The following is a 16,727-nucleotide window of genomic DNA, read 5'->3' as shown; positions in this document are numbered from 1 at the left end:
GTTCCTCGCGGGCGGCTCAGTTCCAGGGGTTCGCGGGCTGGTCGTCGATCGCCGTCCAGAAGCGGGTGCCCGCGGGCACCTCGCCCTTGGCCCAGTAGCTCCAGCCGCCGGAGCTCTCCAGGTTCGGGCCGTACCGGCCGTCGTGGAACTCGGCCATCCGCCAGCCCGCGCCGAAGGTGTTGGCGCAGACGTTGTCGGCGACGGCGCGGCTGGTCAGGCGGGTGCCCCGGATCGGGTTGCTCGCGGCGACGGTGCCGCGGGCCCAACCGGCGTAGAAACTGGGGGTGATGCCGGTGGGCGCCTTGCTGTTGTCGATCTTCAGGCAGAGCACCGGCAGAGCTGTCGTGACCGCCGTGTCACCGGTGTACGCGTCGCTGAGCGGGCCACCGCCCACCTGGACCGTGCCGCTGGGGCCGTCGGCCAGCAGCGTCCAGGTCATCGCCTTTCCGTTGCCGTCCGGCGCGGCCGCGGCAGGGCTCGCCGCTCCGGCGGCCACCAGCACGGAGGCGGCGCCGAGGGACAGAGCCAACTTGATCGGGCGCAAGGTTTCTCCTCACGGATGTCACACGAGTTACGTGTCAGGACGGACACGGATTCTTCACGTTCTTCAGATCTTCTCCAAGGGTGAGAATGCGACATCCCTGACGTCCGGAGCCGGGCACAATGGACGGGCGGCACGGTGGCCCGGCGCGTCGGGGAACGGACTCCCCGGTACCGCCCTGGGGACTGCGGCCCCGGCCGCATCCGCGGCCGAGATGCCACCGTGGCGCGGCTCACCCGGCTCGCCACCGCGCCCGACGGCTGCTTCCACGTGCTGTACGGGGTCGGCGGCTGCGGCGAGACCTCCCTCGCCTGGAGACCTGCGCCCGGGCCCGCGCCCGCGGCCTGCCGACCTGGTGGCTGCGGGTCCCCGACGGCGCCGCGCTCGACACCGCCCTGATCGCTCTGGCCCGAGGTCTCGGCGCCGACGAAGGACGCGTCGACCGGGCCCGGATGAGCACTCGACGGCTGCCCGACCTGGTGTGGGCGCACCTGGACGGCGCGTCCGGCTGGGTGCTCGTCTTCGACAACGTGGACGCCCCCGAGGAACAGACCGCGCCCGGCGTCCCGATCCGGGACGGCGACGGCGTCATCCGCGGTTCGCTCAGCGGCCTCGTCCTGGTGACCAGCCGTCAGGCCGGCCCCCTCGTCCGGGGCGACGGCGCGGTCCTGCACGCCGTCGAGCCGCTCACCGACGCCGACGGCGCGCGGGTGCTCCTCGACGACGCGGACGTGTTCGGGGAGCACCACGCGGACACCCTGCGCAGCCGCAACAACCTCGCCGAAGTGCTCTACGCCCAGGGCGAGTGGCGCGAGTCGGAAGCCGAGCACCGCGCCACCCTGCGCATCAGGCAGGAAGCACCACGGCCGCTGGATCTCGACACGCTGACCAGCCCCAGCAACCACGCCGCGATCCTCCTCGACCAGGGCAGGGTGGACGAGGCCAGGGCCGAGAACGAGGCGGTGCTCGTCGCACGCTGCCGCGCCCTCGGCCCCGATCACCCGCAGGTGGCCACGAGCCGCAGGAACCTCGCCCGCGCCCAGCGCCGCCGCGCGGGCTGCCGGGACGTCGAAGCAGCCGACGTCACCGGCTACTGAGGGCATGCGAGCCCCGGCCGGTGCTCGCCGGTGAGCCGGTGCGGCGGCGGCCGACGGCCGGTGACCACCGTGCGCCGAGGCCCGGGGATCACCGACCGCTGAGGTCACCTGCTCGCCGTGCGCCGCGACACCGTGCGCCGGATGACCATCCGTCGCATCACCACGCGCCCATCACCGCGCGCCGAAGTTCTGCGTCCACCACGGCCCGCCGGAACCCTTCACGATGCCCACCCCCAGCTCCTTGAACGAGCAGTTGAGGATGTTGGCGCGGTGGCCCTCGCTGTTCATCCAGGAGGACATGACCGACTTGGCGGTCTGCTGGCCGCGGGCGATGTTCTCGCCGTAGGTGCTCCACCGGTAGCCCGCGGCGGTGATGCGCTTGCCCGGGTCGGTGCCGTCGGGGGAGGTGTGCGAGAAGTAGTTGCGCGCCTTCATGTCGGCGGAGTGGCGCTGCGCCGCCGTGGCGAGTTTGCTGTTGTTCGTGAGCGGACGGCAACCGGCTTTCTGGCGTTCGGCGTTGACCAGGCCGAGCACCTGCTGGGCGGTCGACCCCGAGGCCGCGGCCGAGGGGGCCTTGGGGGTCGGCGTGGGGGCAGGGCGGCTGGTTCTCGGGGGCGCCGAAGGCTTCGTCACCTCGGGCTTCCCCGCCGGCGCCCGCTCGGGCTTCTTCGAGGGCTTCGCCGACTCGGACTTCTTCGGCTCGGCGGGCTTCGACGGGGACGCGGACTCGGGCTTCTTCGCCTTCGGCGTGGCGGACGGCGCCTCGCTCGACGACGTGGGTTCGTCCGTGTCCGAGTCCGTGTCCGAGTCCGTACCGGTGTCCATCGCTGCCGCGGCGGCGGTCTGCTCCGGGGTGTCGGAGCCGTCCGAGCCCCACTGCATGACGGCGGTCAGCGTCGCGATCGCCGCGATGCCCGCGCCCGCCGCGATGGCCTGCCTGCGGCGCCGCGTGGTGCGCCGCTGCCGCAGCTCGGCACGCGGACCCGGGGCGCCGGACGCAGCCGGGGATATCGCCGTGACGTCGTCGGTGAAGTGTGCGTCGGTGCCGTGGGGCGGGGGGTACGCCCGGCCCGGGCCGGTGCCCGGGGCGTGGGCGTACGGGTCCGGGTGGTGCGGGTAGGGGCCGCCGGGTGTCGTGGAGTCGGCGGGGCGCCGGCGGGACAGCGGATCTGCCGGATCTTGTGGATTCATGGTGTGGGGGAATGCCTCAGTGTGGTCGGAAGGGGACGGGTCAGGTCGGGGCGGTCAGGGCTGTCGGGGCGGTCAGGTGGATGGTGCCCACCGTCGGCGGCGGTACGGGCGCGGGACCGGTCAGGAGTCCCTCCGTGGAGGTGCGGGGCGCATCGTGCCCCGTGCACGCGGCGCACGCGCGGGAGCAGCGCGCGAGGCGCCCCCGCCGGGGCGCCCACCGCTCGCCGTCCGCGGCCCACGGCGACGGGAGCGGTCGGCTCCCCGCCGTCGGCCTGTCCGGGCTGCCGCCGGTCGTGCTCCACGAAAGCTCTCCCGTCCTGGTTCCGGTGTGACCTCGCTGATGGGGAGATCCTGCGTGCCGGGGCGGCATAACAGAAAGCGAAGGGATTGCTTTGAGAGCCGGGTCACGTTTCTCAGAAGTGAGGCCCGGGACATGTTTTTCGAAGGAGACGAAACGCCCGAACGAGAGGAATGCGCATGCGAAGGGCGACGACGGCTGCGATGACGGCCCTGGCGCTGACCGTGGCATCGGGCGTGACCGCGGAGGCGGCGACGGCGGTCACACCAGCGAAGATCACGCCGGAAGTCGACAGGCTGAAATCACCGGAGTCCGGCCTATGGCGTGTGGACGGATATGGCGCGGTGTGGTCGATTCGCGACGGCGTGCTCCAGGAGTACGAGACCACGGCCGTGAGCTGCCTCGAGGGCGACGTCGCGCAGCGGACGGGCCCCGATCGCTACCTCGACGGGAACGGCGTCGGCCTGACCCTGCGCACCGCCCCCGGCCGGGACCGGGCGACCCTGCGGATGGACGGCAGCACAGGCCATCAGGAGCTGCGGCGCGTCGGGAAGCTCCCCGCCACCTGCACGCGACCGGCACCGCAGGGCCCCGTGGCGACCTTCGACGTCTTCTGGCAGTCGTACGAGGAGAACTACCCCTTCTTCGCGGCCAAGGGCGTCGACTGGCACGCGATGCGCGACCGGTACCGGACCGAGGTGCACGCCGGTACCACCCCCGAGGAACTGTTCACGATCTTCTCCCGGATGCTCGACCCGCTCGAGGACATGCACTCCGGAGTGGGCTACGGCGACCGGTACTTCAACCGGGGCCGGCCCGGGACGGTGCCGCCCGGCGAGGAACTGGACGCCCGGGTCAAGAAGTTCGTGCTCGCGCGCGACCTGAAGGGAGCCGGGAACGTCCAGGACTTCGCCAAGGGCCGCATCACCTACGCCGACCTGCCGGGCGACCAGGGCTACCTGCGGATCTCCGGCTTCAGCGGGTATGCGGGCGACGGCGCTCCGTACGCCGAGCAGCTCGCCGAGCTGGACCGGGCGCTGGAGGCCGTCTTCACCAAGGACCGCACGCGGAAGCTGCGCGGCCTGATCATCGACCTGCGGATCAACGGCGGCGGCTCGGACGCCCTGGGAATCCATCTCGCGGGGCGCCTCACCGACACCGGCTACGTCGCCTACTCCAAGCGCGCCCGCAACGACCCCGCCGACCCCACCCGGCACACCCGCCCGCAGCCCGTGCGCGTCACGCCCGCCGCCGCGCCCCGCTACACCGGACCCGTCGCGGTGCTCACCGGCGGGTCGACGGTGAGCGCGGGCGAGACGTTCGTCCAGGCACTGATCGACCGGCCGGGCTCGGCCGTGCGGATCGGGCAGCCCACGCAGGGCGTGTTCTCGGACGTCCTGCCGCGCAGGCTGCCCATCGTCGGCATGGGGACGTGGCTGCCGAACGAGGAGTTCCTGACCCGGTCGGGAACCACCTTCGACGGCCCCGGAATCCCCCCGCACCTGACCGAACCGGTCTTCACGGACGAGGAGTTCGAGCAGAACAGGGACTCGGCCTTCGACAAGGCCCTGAAGGTCCTGCGGAGTTAGCCGACGCGAGCCGGAGATAGCCTGGCCGGATGGCGAGTGCGGGTGAGTCGAAGAAGGGGGAGCCGGCCGGGAGCGAGGTGTCCCGGGACGCGCCGGACAGGGAGGAGGCGCGGCTCCTCGCCCTGGAGGTCGACGCGATCCACGGGCTCGTACCGGAAACGGGTGCGCCGCCCGCCGTGCGGGACGCGACCGTCCTCGCCGTCTGGGCGTGGTCACCGCGGGCCCGGCTGCTCGCACTCGGCCCCGGCGTCGTGCCGCCCGCCCGCCCGGACGGCGATCCCGCCGGCCACGCCGACGACGAGCCGTACGCCCCGGACCGGCCGCCCCGCACGCTGGAACGCCTGGCCGTCGAGCTCGGCGGCCAGAGGGCGTCCGTCGAGGGCGGCCCGTCCTGGCTCTTCCCCGCGCGCCTCGCCACGCCCGCTGTCGGCCCGCTGCCCGTCCTGGTCCCCACCACCGCGGGCCGGGCGGCCGCACGGGACCTGATCCGCCCCGACAACTGGCAGCCCGGCGAGTGGACCGGACTCATCGCCGGGGACCTGGGGGAGTGGGCCATGGCCGTACGGGGCCGGGAGCCGGTGTCGATCTGCCACACCCCCGCGGCCGGCGACCTCGCCGCCGAAGCGGGCATCTGGACCCGACCCGACCACCGGGGCCGCGGCCTCGCGCGCGTCTGCGTCGCGGCCTGGGCGGAGCGCGTACGCCCCACCAAGGACGTCCTCTTCTACAGCACGACCAGCACGAACCACGCCTCGAAGGCGGTGGCCCGCGGTCTGGGGCTCACCCCGCTGGGCGCGATCTGGACCGTGCGCCGGGAGGCCACCCGCCCGGCCCCGCCGCAGGAGGGGTGAATCCTTTGGCGGCCCTGGTGCCTCTTGTGCGTGTGCGGACAGCTCCGTCGGCACAGGAACAGGAGGTTCGTCGTGATCATTGGTGCCGTCATCGTCGCGGCTGTGCTCATCTGTGTGTGCACGTTCGTCGTGCGGCGTCAGAAGGGGCGTTCGCGTGGCTGACGTGACTTGGCCCGGGGATCAGCTGATCGCCGCGGCACAGGAGGGCGACGTGGAAGCCACGGCCGCTCTGGTGAGCGGCTCGCATCCGCATGTGCAGCGGTTCGCGTACTCGTTGTGCGCCACGCCGCAGGACGCCGAGGACGCCGCACAGGAAGCGCTGATCATCCTGTATCGCAAGATCGGAATGCTGCGGGCTTCCGGGGCGCTGGCGTCGTGGATGTTCCGGATCGTACGCAACGAATGCCTGCGGCGGGCACGTCTGAGCCTGCGCAGCCACGGGCCGGTCCCGGACACCGCCGTGCCGTCGTTCGAGGACGAGGTGCTGCAGCGCCTGGAAGCGGGCCGGGTGGCGGCGGCGATCGCCGAACTGCCCGCCGACCAGCGGCGTGTGCTGATCCTGCGGGACATCCAGGGCTACAGCGGGCGGATGGTCGCCGACGCGCTCGGCCTGAGTACCGCCGCGATGAAGTCGAGGCTGCACCGTGCCCGCGTGGCGGTCCGCCAGGCGTTGCAGGGAACACCCGAGCCTGTTCCGGGAGGGGGCCATGACTGACCGGCGGAGCTTCGCCAGTAGGTCGTTGCCCCGGCACTTGGCGCGCGGCGCCCTGGGATTCGGTGCCTTGGCCGGTTCGGTGCTGCTGATCCCGGTGGTCGGTCCTGCCGGACTCCTGCTGGCGCCGCTGGGGCTGCTCGCCTTGCGTGGATGCCCCATGTGCTGGGCGATCGGGCTGCTGCAGACCCTGTCGAACGGGCGGTTGCGGCGTTCGTGCGGGGACGGCGGCTGTGAGCTGTCCGTCGCCCGGCACGCCCGTTCCACGTAGCCGCCGTCAGCGAAGCTGCCGGCCCTTCTCGCCCCAGCCGGGAGGGCCAGCAGACGGGTGGGTGGACGCCTTCCGGTCGGTGCGCGGTAATTGTGTTGAGCGCCGACCTCACGCCCCCGTATGTTCGGCAGCGTGACGAAATCCGCGACTCCCCACGGCCGGGCCCCCGACCTCCCCACGGACCAGCCGGACCTGGTGCTCCGGGAACTGACCGCCGAGGACGCCGACGCCTACTACGCGCTCCTGGACCGCAACCGGCAGCACCTGAGCCGCCTCGGCGACTACCAGGAGGAGAGCCGCGCCACCCCGGCCTGGGTCCGCGCCCACCTGGCCGACGACCCCGCCCCCGACCTGCGCTACGGCATCCGTCTCGGCGGCGAACTGATCGGCCGCGTCGACCTCATCGCCGTCGACCCGCCGAACTACGGCACCGGCTACTGGATCGACGAGGCCCACCAGGGCGCGGGCCGCGCCACGGCGGCGTGCGCGGCGCTGTACGGACACGCGGCGCGGGAGCTCGCGGCGACGGACATCTACGCCGGGGTGACGCACGGCAACGACCGGAGCGTGGCGCTGCTCGGGCGCCTGGGCTTCGAGCAGGTGGCGGAGTTCGCGGACTACACGCGATTCCACCTCGGCCTTCGACGGTAACGCCGCGGGCGGCAACGGGTTCTGGGGTGGTGTGGCGGACGGCGTGTCGAGCGCCGTCCGCCGCGCCACCCCATCGGGCCGTCCTCAGTGGCTCTCGCCCGCGGCGACCCTCGTCTTCGCGACTCCGTCGGCCGTCCCGGCGGCGTCCTGGTCCTCGGCCTTGCCCCCGGCCTCCTCCTCGAAGCCCGTCCGCACCTGCCGCAGCAGCACCATCGCTGCCACCGCGAGCACCGCCACGACGGTGCCCGCGACCCCGGCGGCGACGTTCAGGCCGGAAGTGAAGGCCTGCCGCGCGGGTTCCAGGAGCTGCTCGCCCAAGGGGCCGGACAGTTCACGGGCCGCGGCGTCCGCGTTGGCGAGCGTGTCGCGGGCCGCGTGCGCGGTGTCCTCCGGGAGGGCGCGGGGAAGGGTGTCGTTGGTCTCGTCGCGGTAGACGGCCGTGACCACGCTGCCGAGTCCGGCGATGCCGAGGGCGATGCCGAACTCCATGCCCGTCTCCGACATCGCCGCGGCCGAACCCGCCTTCTCCGGCGGGGCCGAGCCGACCACCAGGTCCGTGCCGAGGACCATCATGGGGCTGATGCCGGTGTAGACGAGGACGAAGCCGGTCACGAGCAGGGGCAGCCCGCCGTGGCTGTCCACCTGGGCGATGAGGGCGTAGCCGGCCACGGAGACGAGCAGAGCGCCGCCGACGACGTACCCGGGACGGATCCGGCGGGCCAGCGCCGGGGTGAGCGACGAGGCGACGATCAGCGCGAGCGCGGCGGGCAGCAGCCACAGACCGGCCTCGAGCGGGGAGAGACCCTCGACGAGCTGCAGGTACTGCGTGATGAAGAGGTAGAGCCCGCCCATCACGCCCAGGCCGAGGAGCAGCACGAGCAGCGCGGCGCTGAACGCGCGGTTCTGGAACAGCCGCAGATCGAGCAGCGGGTCGGCGAGCCGGCGCTGCCGGAGCACGAAGAGGGTGCCGAAGACCGCACCGGTCAGCAGGGCCGCCACCGCGAAGGCGTCGACGCCGTGCTCGGCGAGACGCTTGACGCCGTAGATGCCCGGAAGCACCGTCACCAGCGAAAGCACCACACTGGCCGCGTCGACGCGGCCCGCCGCCGGGTCCCGGTACTCCGGCAGGAGCAGCGGCGCGGTCACCAGCAGCACGACCATCACGGGGACGCCCAGCAGGAACACCGAACCCCACCAGAACCACTCAAGGAGCAGACCACCGAGGACCGGTCCGACGGCGATGCCCACGGAGAAGCAGGTGACCCACACGCTGATGGCCACCCCGCGCTGCCGCGGGTCCTTGAACATGTTGCTGATCAGCGCCAGCGTGGACGGCATCAGGGTGGCGCCCGTGATGCCGAGCAGCGCGCGGGCGGCGATCAGCATCTCGGGGCTGGTGGACGTCGCCGCCAGGACCGAGGCGAGACCGAAGCCCAGGGCGCCGAACATCAGGAGTCTGCGGCGGCCGATGCGGTCGCCCAGCGTGCCCATCGTCACCAGGAAACCAGCGATCATGAAGCCGTAGATGTCGACCGCCCACAGCAGTTGGGCGCTGCTCGGGCCGAGATCGGCGCTGATGTCGGGCACGGCCAGATTCAGCACGGTCGCGTCGAGCGCCAGCAGGATCGTGGGCAGCGTCAGCACGAAGAGGCCGAGCCATTCCCTCGGCCCCGCCGCGTTCGCGCGCTCCCCCCTGTTCGTCTCCTTGAGTGTGTTCGTAGCGGTCATGGCGGGCCTTTCGCAGGGGGTGGAAGGAACTCGCTCCCGGGCTCGACCGCCGGGGCGGATGCCAGCCTGCGACAGGGCGCTCACGAACCGCTCTCCGTCCGCTCACGGCGCTCTCACGACCACTGTCCCGCTGGTCACGGCGCTGAGTTACGGTGGGCGCCATGCGATTCGGGGTGCTCGGGCCACTGGCCGTGTGGACGGCGGGCGGCGATCCCGTCACCGTCCCGGGTCCCAGGACCCGTGCCCTGCTGGCCGCGCTGCTTTCGTCTGACGGACGGCCCGCGTCCGCGGACCGGCTGATCGACGACCTGTGGGGCGATGAGGAACTACCCGGCAAGCCCGCGGCGGCCCTGCAGACCAGGGTGTGGCAGTTGCGGCGCGCCTTCGAGGACGCTGAGCCCGGCGGCCGCGAGCTCCTGACGCTCCAGGAGGGCGGTTATGTACTGCGCACGGACCGGGAGAGCGTCGACGCGGACCGGTTCGGCGCGCTGACGGCCCGCGCGCGAGCCGCCGACGACCCGGGCGTCCGCGCGGAGCTCCTGGCGGACGCCCTGGCGCTCTGGCGCGGTACGGCGTTCGCGGGCTTCGAGGACACCCCGTTCGCGCGGCCGGTCGCGGCCCGCCTGGAGGAGGCCCGGCTCGCCGCCGTGGAGGAGCACGCGGAGGCGCGCGTCGCACTCGGCGCGTACGGCGACGTGGCCGGGGAACTGGGCGCGCTCGTCGCCGCGCACCCGCTGCGGGAGCGGCTCCGCGCGGTGCACATGCGCGCGCTGTACGGCGCGGGGAGAGCGGGCGACGCGCTGGCCTCGTACCGCGAACTGAGGATCCGGCTCGCCGACGAGCTGGGGCTCGACCCGAGCCCGGAGCTGGTGGTCCTGCAGCAGGCGATCCTGGAGCAGGACCCGGCGCTCGGCACGGCGGTGGTGTTGCCTCGGGCCCGCGTCGTTCCGTCCGACGTCTCCCGGGCCGCACGCGTCGACGACGATTCCGCTGGACGACCTGACGGCGAGCGTGCCGAACGGCCAGGCGACGGCGACCGTGCCGGAGGACGGGGCGGTGACCGCGCCCGACGAGGGGATGGTGACCACGCCCGACGACGGGACGGCGACCGCGTCCCACCACGCCGCGAAGACCACCCTGTGCCCAGCGGCGCAGACCGCCCCGCCCCCGCCCCCGCCCCCGTCGACGAGTCGCGCCCCGCACCGACTCCCGCTCCCCGCCCGCGCCCCGGCCTCCCCGTGCCCCTCACCGAACTCATCGGCCGCCAGGACGCGTTGGCCGAGGTGACATCCCTGCTCGGCTCGGTGCGGCAGCTGACCCTCACCGGGCCCGGCGGCGTGGGCAAGACCCGGCTCGCGCTCGCCGTGGCGGACCGGATGGCGGGCGACCACCCCGACGGCGTCCGGCTGGTCGAACTCGCGGCCCGGGGGCGCACGGAACCGGCACACGCCCCGTACGCCGTCGCGGAGGCCGTCATGGCCGCGCTCGGCATCCGCGAGGAGACCGCCTCCGAAGCCGCCGCCCCGGGCGGGCCCGCCGCACCGGCCGACCGGATCGCCGAAGCACTCGGCGACCAGCGGCTGCTGCTGGTCCTCGACAACTGCGAGCACGTGGTCGAAGCCGTCGCCGACCTCGCCTCCGTCCTTCTGCGCCGCGCCCCCGGTCTGCGGGTCCTCGCCACCGGCCAGGAGCCCCTCGGTATCCCCGGCGAGGCGATCTGGGCCGTACCGCCGCTCGACGTGCCCGACCCCGCGCGGGACGAGGACGTGGCGGACGTGGCGCGCTCCGGCGCCGTGCGGCTCTTCGTCGCGCGGGCCACCGCCACGGCCCCCGGCTTCCGCCTCGACGCGGACAACGCCCACGACGTCGCGACGGTCTGCCGTCGCCTCGACGGCATCCCCCTGGCCCTCGAACTGGCCGCCACCCGCGTACGGGCCCTCGGCGTGCGGGAGTTGGTGGCCCGGCTCGACGACCGGTTCCGGCTGCTCGGCACCGGGCACCGGGGCACCCCGCCGCGGCAGCAGACCCTCCGGGCGATGATCGACTGGAGTTGGGAGCTGCTGACCGCGCCCGAGCAGACCCTGTTGCGCAGGCTCGCCGTACACACCGACGGCTGCGCGCTGGCCGCCGCCGAGGAAGTGAGCGCGGGCGAAGGGCTGCTGCCCGAGGACGTGTCCGACCTGCTCGTACGACTCGTGGACCGCTCACTGGTCGTCGCCGTCGACAGCGGGGACGGGGTGCGCTACCGGCTCCTGGAGTCCGTCGCCCACTACGGCGCGGCCCGCCTGGAGGAAGCGGGTGAGGCCGGGCGCGTACGCCGTCGGCACCGCGACCACTACACCGCGCTCGCCGAACGGGCCGCACCCCAGCTGCGCGGCCACGACCAGCGGCGCCGACTTCGGCTCCTGGACGCGGAAGCCGCCAACCTGCGCCGCGCCCTCGACGAGGCCGTCCGTGACGGCGCCGCCCAGCACGCGCTGCGCCTGGTGAACGCGCTCGCCTGGTACTGGTTCCTGAGGGGGCGGCTGCGGGAAGCCCTCAGATCGCTCGGCGCCGCGCTGGAGACGTCGCGGCGGTACGCGGGGCCCGCCGCGACGTCGGAGTCCTTCGTCTCCGCCAGGGCCCGGGCGCGGGCCTGGCAGGCCGGATTCGCGGTGCTCGTCGGGGACGACGCCGACCGTACGGAGCGGAGCGGGGGAGCCGTCGAACTCTCCAAGGACATCACGGACCGGCGCGAGGGGGCCCGCGCCCAGTGGTTCCTCGGCTTCGCCCTGTTCGGCGTGGGCGCCCAGGCGGCGAGCGAAGAGCTGATCCGCCTCGCCCTCGACGGATTCCGCGCCCTCGACGACGAGTGGGGCCTCGCCGCGGCTCTGTGCGTCCGCGCCAACCAGGCCCACGTACGCGGTGACCTCGCCACCCTCGAGGACGCCGGATGCCGCAGTGCCGCCCTCTTCACCGCACTCGGCGACAGCTGGGGGCAGCTGCTGACCGTCGAACCCCTGGCCGCACTCGCCCAGATGACCGGCGACTACCGGCGTGCGGCCCGGCTGCACGAGGACGGACTGCGCATCGCCGAGGACCTCGGCCTGTGGCCCGAGGCCGCCGACCAGCTCAGCGGCCTCGGCAGCACCGCCACCCTCACCGGCGACCACGACATGGCACGCGCCTTCCACGAACGAGCCGTGCGGATCGCGGCCGACCACAGCTTCAGACCGGGCGTCATCCGCGCCGAGACCGGCCTCGCCCTCGGCGCCCGCCGCGCGGGCCACCTCGACGCCGCCGAGCCTCAACTCCGCCATGTCCTGCGGTGGCTCACTCACATGGCCTTCGCACCGGGCATCGCCCTCGTCCTCGCGGAACTCGGCTTCATCGCCGAACAGCGCGGCGACGCGGCGGAGTCCCTGCGGCTCCACCTGGCGGGCTGGTCCGCGGCCCGCACCACCGGAGACGCCCGCGCCCAGGCATTCGCCCTGGAAGGCCTGGCCGGAGCCCACGCCGCCGCCGGTCGTCCCCTGTGCGCCGCCGTCCTCCTCGGAGCGGCACACACGGCCCGGGATTCGGTGGGCATGCCCCTGCCGCCCGCCGAGCGCGGTGACGTCGACCGGATCAGTGCGGTGGTGCGCGGATGCCTGGACGAGGAGGCCTACCGGTCCGCCTATGCGCGTGGGAGTGCGCTGACGCCTGAAGAGGCGGTGGCTGCTTGCCGGTTGGAGGGGCCCGGGAACAGGCCGCCGAACACGTCTGCGGCGTCCTGTGCCGCGCGGTGCGAGATCTCCGGGGACGTGGGGGGCCCGGCAGGGCTCAGTCGATCGTCTTGACCGTCCGGGCGGGGACACCCGCGACCAGCGTGCGGGCGGGAACATCACGGGTGACCACCGCTCCTGCGGCGACGACGGAACCCGCACCGATCGTCACTCCCTGCATGATCGTGGCAGCCGCCCCGATCCAGACGTCGTCCTCGATGACGATCGGGGCGAAGGCGAGGTGCTCGCGGCGCTCGGCGAGAGGCAGGGGGTGCCCTCCGGTGATGAGGCTGACCTTCGGGGCGATCATCACGCCGCTGCCGATGCGGATCCCGCCCTTGTCCATGAACGTGCAGCCCTGGTTGACGAAGACGTTCTCCCCGAACGTCGTGTTCAGCCCGTACTCGGTGAAGAACGGCGGGTAGATCGTCACCGACTCCGGCAGCGGTCCACCGAACACAACCGACAGTAGTTCGGCACGGCCTTCGCTGTCGCTGAACGGCAGCACGTTGAGGCGGGAGGTCGCGTCCGTCACTTCCGCGATGCGCTCCACATGGCGCGCGAACTCGGGTGTCCGGACATACATGATCTGGTCTGTGCGAGGAGTCATACGCAGATCCCAGCACCCAGAGGAGGGGTCGATCAAACAACTTCATGTGCGGACTGGCACAACCACTGGTTGTGTACCCCGAAGGGGGACATTGGCCGATCGGAGGCGCTGCGCGCCGTCAGGGTGGAGGAGGCGGGCCTCGGCCTGATCCAGGCCGGTGGCGGCGACGGCGTCATCGTCTCCGTCAACGATGAGATCGACGGTGCCATGGGGAGGATCCACGGCAACCAAGGCGACGCCGAGATCCAAGTCCTGCTGAACAAGGGCGAAGTCGACGGCGGCGAAGGCGACGACACCTGCCGCGTCAACGAAGGCATCGTCTTCGACCGCAACCCGTAGCGGAGCCATGCGCCGCGGTGGGCCACCCCGTCCCCGAGGCGGCCCACCCGCCCGCTCACACCTTCGCTTTCGCCTCCGCCTCCGGCGCCGCAGCAGCGCTCGGCCAGCCGATCCGGGCCGCGCACACCGACACCAGCGCAGCCGACACCGCCACCGCCGCCATGCCCCAGACCAGGCTCGTGCCGTGGGCGAGGAAGCCGATGAGCGGTGGACCGGCGAGCAGGCCGGTCGTCCCCATCGCGGCGACCAGGGCCAGCGCCTCCGAGCCCTGCTTGGCCGCCGCCACGTACACGCACGGCGTGACGGCCGCGATGCCGAGGCCCATGCACGCGAAGCCGATCAGAGCCGGTACGACCCCACCGGCGAGAAGGGCGAACGCGAGGCCCGCCGCGGCCAGGAGGCTGCCCACGCGCACGACGCGGCCGTCACCGAACCGGGTGCGCCACCCGTCCGCGAAGAGCCGGGCGAGCACCATCATGACGGAGACCACGGCGATGCCGAGCGGCGCGAGGCGCGCCGACGCGTCGGCGACCTCCTTCATGTAGAGCGCCGACCAGTCGTTCATGGCGCCCTCCGCCACGGTGCCGCACACCATGGCGCCGCCCATCCACAGCGTCACCCGGGAGGGCAGGCTCCAGCCGCGCCGGGCCTTCCCCTCCTTCTTCTGCGGGGCGTCGGCGGCCTGTTCGGGGGCCGGGTCCGCTTCCGCGGGCGCATCGGCCTGCTTCTCGTCCGGAAGCAGCGCCGGTTGCGCGAACAGCGTCAGCAGCAGCACGAGCACCGTGGCGACGCCGAAGTGCAGCGCCACCGACGAACTCAGCGCGCTCATGCCGGAGGCGAGAAGCGCGGCGCCCAGCGAACCGGCGCTGAACGTCGCGTGCAACTGCGACATGGCGGTCCGCTCGTGCCGGGCCTCCAGGGCGGCGCCCTGCGCGTTCATGGCGACGTTCAGACAGCCCACGCCCAGGCCGTCGGCGCACATGACGAGGAGGGCGACCGGATAGTTCGGCGCGGCGGCAAGGGCGAGCAGGAGCACGCCGAGGAACAGGGCCGACACCAGCGCGAGGCGTCGCGACCCCCAGCGCCGGGTGAGCGCGGCGACCAGCGGGAAGGACGCCGCGGCGCCCACCCCGCAGGCCATCAGGAGCAGCCCCAGCTCGGCCTCGGACAGGTCGAGCCGGGACTTGAGCGCGGGCAGCCTCGCCGCCCACGTGGCGTACTGGAAGCCCAGGACGCAGAACAGCGCCGCGATGGCCAGTTGTGCGCGCCGGAAGTCATCGCGAACGAGTGATCTTTGCATCAGCGTCTTCAGCCTCTTCGTCCTTCCGGCACCGCCGCGGACATGTAGACCGCGTCCGTGCCGTAGCTGCCCGGGAGCGGGATCTCCCGATGGGCCCGGTACCCCTGCGCCGACCAGAAGGTCTCGCTCCCCGCGACGGCGACCAGGGAGATCTGCTCGTACGTCTGCGACCGCGCGGTCGTCGTGAGGTGCCGCAGGAGCCGCCGGGCGAGCCCGCGTCCCCGGAAGTCTTCGGCGACGACGAGGTCGTGCAGGTGCAGATTGCCGGAGGGAACGGCGGGGGAGGCAGGGGAACCGGGAGTGTGGGAGGACCCGGGGACGTCGGAGATCTGGTGCTTCTCCGGCCGCGCCAGGTCCGGTGACTCGAACGGCGGATAGGGCAGCGCGAGCAGATACCCCGCGGGCCCCTCGGCGCAGTCGAGCACGAAGCACGTGCTCGGCGACGCCCGCGCCCGTGACTCCAGGGCGGCCCGGCCCTCGGAGAGCCCGAGCGGTGTGTACACCTCGGCCTCCAGGGCCGCGATGCCCTCCCAGTCGCCGTCGGCTACGGGCCGAAGCCGGATGCGTGGGTCGCGGGTCATCGCGTGCGCCCTCCCGTCGAGGAGGCGAGGGGCGCGACGTCGCCCTCGCCGCGTATCCAGGTGCAGGGCAGCGGGCCGAAGCCGTTGAAGCCCTGCGTGGTGTAGCTCGTCGCGTACGCGCCGGAGGACAGGATCCACACCGGGTCGCCCGACGCGACGCTCCGCGGCACGTGCACCAGGCTGCCCTCGTGGCTGTACGCGTCGTCGCTGTCGCAGGTGGGACCGGCGACGACCGCGGGGACGCAGTCGCTGCCCTCGTGATCGGGGAACACCAGCGTGTACTGGAGCGCGTCCATCTCGTACAGGCCGTTGAACTTGCCACAGCTGAGGTACAGCCAGTGCTGGCGCTCGCCGTTGACCTGTTCGCGCGCGGACAGGCGCGACACGTGGGCGCGGACGGCGCCGTGGTCGGCGACGAGATAGCGGCCCGGCTCGATGACGAAGTCCAGCGGCGTCCCGGTGAGGGTCCGAAGGCGCGCCATGCCCTCCCGGAGCACGGCGAAGATCTTGTCCAGGGGCGGGTCGAGGGGATTGCCGTACCGGTCCCGGTAGCCGAGCGCGGGCAGGCCGCCGCCCAGGTTGACGTGGTCGAGTCGGATGCCGCGCCGCGCCAGGGCCGCGAGCACGTCGGCCATCCGGTCGAACGCGGCGCGCCACGCCTCGGCCGTCATCTGCTGGGAGCCGACGTGCACGGACAGGCCCGACGGCGTCAGGCCCGACGCCCGCGCTGTGGAGAGCACCCGCAGGGCGTCCGCGGGGGAGCAGCCGAACTTGTGGCTGAGGCCCCACAGGGCGCCCTCGCCGTCGGTGGCGAGACGGCAGAACACCCGGGAGCCCGGGGCGAGCGCCGCGAGGGCGCGGACGTCCTCCACGCTGTCCGTCGCGAAGTCCCTGATGCCGAGGTCGTACGCCTCGGCGATGTGCCGGTCGGACTTGATGGTGTTGCCGTAGTGGATCCGGTCCGCCGGTGTGCCGGTGGCGAGGGCCTGCGCGATCTCGTGCGGGCTCGCCGCGTCGAACCCGGCGCCCCGGCCCGCGAGGCAGGACAGCACCTCGTCGACCGGACAGGCCTTCATCGCGAACCGGACGGCGACGCCCGGCAGTTCCCGCACCAGGGAGTCGTGCCGGTCCGCGATGCCGGGCAGGTCGTAGACGATCTGGTCCTCCGTGGCGGCCGCCAGGGCCGCCCGCAGGTTGGTCGTTTCGTACATGGTGGATGCCCTGT

The 16,727-nt window shown here is 73.2% G+C and carries 16 protein-coding genes; 9 read left to right on the top strand and 7 right to left on the bottom strand.

Features of this window, described 5'->3' with window-relative positions:
• Positions 1-16: 16 nt before the first annotated feature.
• Positions 17-544, bottom strand: a complete 528-nt coding sequence (locus tag QUY26_RS01325; protein ID WP_289943244.1) for a hypothetical protein — start codon at positions 542-544, stop codon at positions 17-19.
• A gap of 219 nt (positions 545-763) precedes the next feature.
• Here QUY26_RS01325 and QUY26_RS01320 point away from each other — a divergent pair, with 219 nt between their 5' ends.
• Positions 764-940: a hypothetical protein gene (locus tag QUY26_RS01320; protein ID WP_289943243.1), complete on the top strand. Its 177-nt coding sequence runs from the start codon at positions 764-766 to the stop codon at positions 938-940.
• Positions 941-993: 53 nt separating this feature from the next.
• On the top strand, positions 994-1,638 hold the full coding sequence (locus QUY26_RS01315) for a tetratricopeptide repeat-containing protein (RefSeq protein ID WP_289943242.1): 645 nt from the start codon (positions 994-996) through the stop codon (positions 1,636-1,638).
• Positions 1,639-1,809: 171 nt separating this feature from the next.
• On the opposite strand, the gene QUY26_RS01310 is transcribed toward QUY26_RS01315, so the two are convergent.
• Positions 1,810-2,829, bottom strand: coding sequence for a CAP domain-containing protein (locus QUY26_RS01310; RefSeq protein WP_289943241.1), 1,020 nt, complete (start codon positions 2,827-2,829; stop codon positions 1,810-1,812).
• A gap of 471 nt (positions 2,830-3,300) precedes the next feature.
• Here QUY26_RS01310 and QUY26_RS01305 point away from each other — a divergent pair, with 471 nt between their 5' ends.
• From QUY26_RS01305 to QUY26_RS01285, 5 genes are all read left to right on the top strand, one after another.
• A complete protein-coding gene (locus tag QUY26_RS01305; protein ID WP_289943240.1) occupies positions 3,301-4,716 on the top strand; it encodes a S41 family peptidase in 1,416 nt (471 codons plus the stop codon).
• Between the two features lie 29 nt (positions 4,717-4,745).
• The gene (locus QUY26_RS01300) at positions 4,746-5,567 is read left to right on the top strand and encodes a GNAT family N-acetyltransferase (protein ID WP_289943239.1); all 822 of its coding nucleotides are present in this window, start codon (positions 4,746-4,748) and stop codon (positions 5,565-5,567) included.
• Between the two features lie 154 nt (positions 5,568-5,721).
• Positions 5,722-6,282, top strand: a complete 561-nt coding sequence (locus tag QUY26_RS01295; RefSeq protein WP_289943238.1) for an RNA polymerase sigma factor — start codon at positions 5,722-5,724, stop codon at positions 6,280-6,282.
• Complete coding sequence (locus QUY26_RS01290) at positions 6,275-6,550, top strand: hypothetical protein (RefSeq protein WP_289943237.1); 276 nt, start codon at positions 6,275-6,277, stop codon at positions 6,548-6,550. Before QUY26_RS01295 ends, QUY26_RS01290 begins: the two co-directional genes overlap by 8 nt.
• Positions 6,551-6,682: 132 nt before the next feature.
• Complete coding sequence (locus tag QUY26_RS01285; protein WP_289943236.1) at positions 6,683-7,201, top strand: GNAT family N-acetyltransferase; 519 nt, start codon at positions 6,683-6,685, stop codon at positions 7,199-7,201.
• Between the two features lie 84 nt (positions 7,202-7,285).
• Here the strand turns inward: QUY26_RS01285 and QUY26_RS01280 are convergent, their stop codons facing one another.
• Complete coding sequence (locus QUY26_RS01280; protein ID WP_289943235.1) at positions 7,286-8,929, bottom strand: MFS transporter; 1,644 nt, start codon at positions 8,927-8,929, stop codon at positions 7,286-7,288.
• 161 nt (positions 8,930-9,090) lie between these two features.
• On the opposite strand from QUY26_RS01280, the gene QUY26_RS01275 reads away from it, so the two are divergent.
• A complete protein-coding gene (locus tag QUY26_RS01275; RefSeq protein ID WP_289943234.1) occupies positions 9,091-12,747 on the top strand; it encodes an AfsR/SARP family transcriptional regulator in 3,657 nt (1,218 codons plus the stop codon).
• Here the strand turns inward: QUY26_RS01275 and QUY26_RS01270 are convergent.
• Entirely contained in the window at positions 12,731-13,258 is a 528-nt protein-coding gene (locus QUY26_RS01270) for a sugar O-acetyltransferase (RefSeq protein WP_289955374.1), read from the bottom strand. The two genes, QUY26_RS01275 and QUY26_RS01270, sit on opposite strands and share 17 nt — an antisense overlap.
• A 93-nt stretch (positions 13,259-13,351) precedes the next feature.
• Between QUY26_RS01270 and QUY26_RS01265 the strand changes: the two genes are divergently transcribed.
• On the top strand, positions 13,352-13,621 hold the full coding sequence (locus QUY26_RS01265) for a hypothetical protein (protein ID WP_289943233.1): 270 nt from the start codon (positions 13,352-13,354) through the stop codon (positions 13,619-13,621).
• A 55-nt stretch (positions 13,622-13,676) separates the two neighbouring features.
• Here the strand turns inward: QUY26_RS01265 and QUY26_RS01260 are convergent, their stop codons facing one another.
• The 3 genes from QUY26_RS01260 to QUY26_RS01250 are packed head-to-tail and all read right to left on the bottom strand — an operon-like array spanning position 13,677 to position 16,713.
• Entirely contained in the window at positions 13,677-14,921 is a 1,245-nt protein-coding gene (locus QUY26_RS01260) for an MFS transporter (RefSeq protein ID WP_289943232.1), read from the bottom strand.
• Positions 14,922-14,929: 8 nt separating this feature from the next.
• Positions 14,930-15,502, bottom strand: coding sequence for a GNAT family N-acetyltransferase (locus QUY26_RS01255; RefSeq protein ID WP_289943231.1), 573 nt, complete (start codon positions 15,500-15,502; stop codon positions 14,930-14,932).
• Positions 15,499-16,713 carry a type III PLP-dependent enzyme gene (locus QUY26_RS01250; protein ID WP_289943230.1) on the bottom strand — a complete coding sequence of 405 codons (1,215 nt, stop codon included), beginning with the start codon at positions 16,711-16,713 and terminating at the stop codon, positions 15,499-15,501. Before QUY26_RS01250 ends, QUY26_RS01255 begins: the two co-directional genes overlap by 4 nt.
• Between the last annotated feature and the right edge of the window lie 14 nt (positions 16,714-16,727).

Source organism: Streptomyces flavofungini (assembly GCF_030388665.1).
GTDB lineage: Bacteria > Actinomycetota > Actinomycetes > Streptomycetales > Streptomycetaceae > Streptomyces > Streptomyces flavofungini_A.
Note: the sequence above shows the minus strand (reverse complement) of the source record. Positions and strands in the feature narration are given on the sequence as shown.

Excerpts from the sequence above, each read along its gene's own strand:
- QUY26_RS01315 (WP_289943242.1), top strand. The coding sequence starts at position 994 with ATGAGCACTCGACGGCTGCCCGACCTGGTGTGGGCGCACCTGGACGGC.
- QUY26_RS01310 (WP_289943241.1), bottom strand. The coding sequence starts at position 2,829 with ATGAATCCACAAGATCCGGCAGATCCGCTGTCCCGCCGGCGCCCCGCC.
- QUY26_RS01305 (WP_289943240.1), top strand. The coding sequence starts at position 3,301 with ATGCGCATGCGAAGGGCGACGACGGCTGCGATGACGGCCCTGGCGCTG.
- QUY26_RS01300 (WP_289943239.1), top strand. The coding sequence starts at position 4,746 with ATGGCGAGTGCGGGTGAGTCGAAGAAGGGGGAGCCGGCCGGGAGCGAG.
- QUY26_RS01290 (WP_289943237.1), top strand. The coding sequence starts at position 6,275 with ATGACTGACCGGCGGAGCTTCGCCAGTAGGTCGTTGCCCCGGCACTTG.
- QUY26_RS01280 (WP_289943235.1), bottom strand. The coding sequence starts at position 8,929 with ATGACCGCTACGAACACACTCAAGGAGACGAACAGGGGGGAGCGCGCG.
- QUY26_RS01275 (WP_289943234.1), top strand. The coding sequence starts at position 9,091 with ATGCGATTCGGGGTGCTCGGGCCACTGGCCGTGTGGACGGCGGGCGGC.
- QUY26_RS01270 (WP_289955374.1), bottom strand. The coding sequence starts at position 13,258 with ATGTATGTCCGGACACCCGAGTTCGCGCGCCATGTGGAGCGCATCGCG.
- QUY26_RS01260 (WP_289943232.1), bottom strand. The coding sequence starts at position 14,921 with ATGCAAAGATCACTCGTTCGCGATGACTTCCGGCGCGCACAACTGGCC.
- QUY26_RS01255 (WP_289943231.1), bottom strand. The coding sequence starts at position 15,502 with ATGACCCGCGACCCACGCATCCGGCTTCGGCCCGTAGCCGACGGCGAC.
- QUY26_RS01250 (WP_289943230.1), bottom strand. The coding sequence starts at position 16,713 with ATGTACGAAACGACCAACCTGCGGGCGGCCCTGGCGGCCGCCACGGAG.